We start from the raw sequence: 1,805 nt of genomic DNA on the forward strand, positions 1-1,805 counted from the left end.
TCTGAAGCCATTTGATTGATCCCTTCGGGGTGAGACGTTTGGTCTAGCACACGACCCTATGCTGGTGCGGTTAGCGTATTAACAGGTGTGACGCAGGAAGGTAGCTGAGCCGGGCGATGGTTGTCCCGGTCTAAGGATGTAGGCCGAGAGAAAAGGCAAATCCGTCTCTCACATAGGCTGAGACCCGATGGGTACCCCTCACGGGGGAAATCAGTGATCCTATGCTGCCAAGAAAAGCATCGACGCGAGGTTCAAGTCACCCGTACCCCAAACCGACTCAGGTGTTCAGGTAGAGAATACCAAGGAGATCGAGAGAATCGTGGTTAAGGAACTCGGCAAAATGCCCCCGTAACTTCGGGAGAAGGGGGGCCTGAGGCGTGAAGGGACTTAGCTCCTGAAGCGCTGTAAGGCCGCAGAGACCAGTGGGAAGCGACTGTTTACTAAAAACACAGGTCCGTGCCAAGTCGCAAGACGATGTATACGGACTGACGCCTGCCCGGTGCTGGAAGGTTAAGAGGAACGGTTAGCCGCAAGGCGAAGCTGAGAATTTAAGCCCCAGTAAACGGCGGTGGTAACTATAACCATCCTAAGGTAGCGAAATTCCTTGTCGGGTAAGTTCCGACCTGCACGAATGGCGTAACGACTTCCCAGCTGTCTCAACCGCGAACTCGGCGAAATTGCACTACGAGTAAAGATGCTCGTTACGCGCAGAAGGACGGAAAGACCCCGTGACCTTTACTACAGCTTGGTATTGGTGTTCGGAGTGGCTTGTGTAGGATAGGTGGGAGACTGTGAAGCTGGCACGCTAGTGCTGGTGGAGTCATCGTTGAAATACCACTCTGGTCACTTTGGATATCTAACTACGAACCGTAATCCGGTTCTGGGACAGTGCCTGGTGGGTAGTTTAACTGGGGCGGTTGCCTCCCAAAAAGTAACGGAGGCGCCCAAAGGTTCCCTCAACCTGGTTGGTAATCAGGTGTCGAGTGTAAGTGCACAAGGGAGCTTGACTGTGAGAGTGACAACTCGAGCAGGGACGAAAGTCGGGACTAGTGATCCGGCAGTGGCTTGTGGAAGCGCTGTCGCTCAACGGATAAAAGGTACCTCGGGGATAACAGGCTGATCTTGCCCAAGAGTCCATATCGACGGCATGGTTTGGCACCTCGATGTCGGCTCGTCGCATCCTGGGGCTGGAGTAGGTCCCAAGGGTTGGGCTGTTCGCCCATTAAAGCGGTACGCGAGCTGGGTTTAGAACGTCGTGAGACAGTTCGGTCCCTATCCTCTGCGCGCGCAGGAAATTTGAGAAGATCTATCCCTAGTACGAGAGGACCGGGATGGACGAACCTCTGGTGTGTCAGTTGTTCCGCCAGGAGCACCGCTGATTAGCTACGTTCGGAATGGATAACCGCTGAAAGCATCTAAGCGGGAAGCCAGCTTCAAGATGAGATTTCCATACCTTCGGGTGAGAGGCTCCCAGCTAGACTACTGGGTTGATAGGCGGGATGTGGAAGCGAGGACTAAAGACTCGTGAAGCTGACCCGTACTAATAAGCCGATAACTTGATAACACCAAAACTGTGTTTATAAACAGCACAGGGTGCCCGCGTCCACTATGTGGTTCCTGATCTACGGTCGGGAACTTGTACAAACGAACTATCGTTTGTCTGTTCACTTTGTAAATCAACAAGTGTTACGGCGGCCATAGCGAGAGGGAAACGCCCGGTCACATTCCGAACCCGGAAGCTAAGACTCTCAGCGCCGATGGTACTGCAAGGGGGACCTTGTGGGAGAGTAGGACACCGCCGGACT

The 1,805-nt window shown here is 53.6% G+C and carries 2 rRNA genes; both read left to right on the forward strand.

What is annotated here, in order from left to right:
• A 23S ribosomal RNA gene (locus ABIB15_RS15250) occupies window positions 1-1,564 on the forward strand; the annotation flags it as partial.
• Window positions 1,565-1,687: 123 nt separating this feature from the next.
• Window positions 1,688-1,804 (forward strand): 5S ribosomal RNA (rrf, locus tag ABIB15_RS15255).
• The last annotated feature ends 1 nt before the right edge of the window (window position 1,805 follow it).

It is taken from the genome of Marisediminicola sp. UYEF4 (genome assembly GCF_040546025.1).
In the GTDB taxonomy this organism is placed as follows: domain Bacteria; phylum Actinomycetota; class Actinomycetes; order Actinomycetales; family Microbacteriaceae; genus Marisediminicola.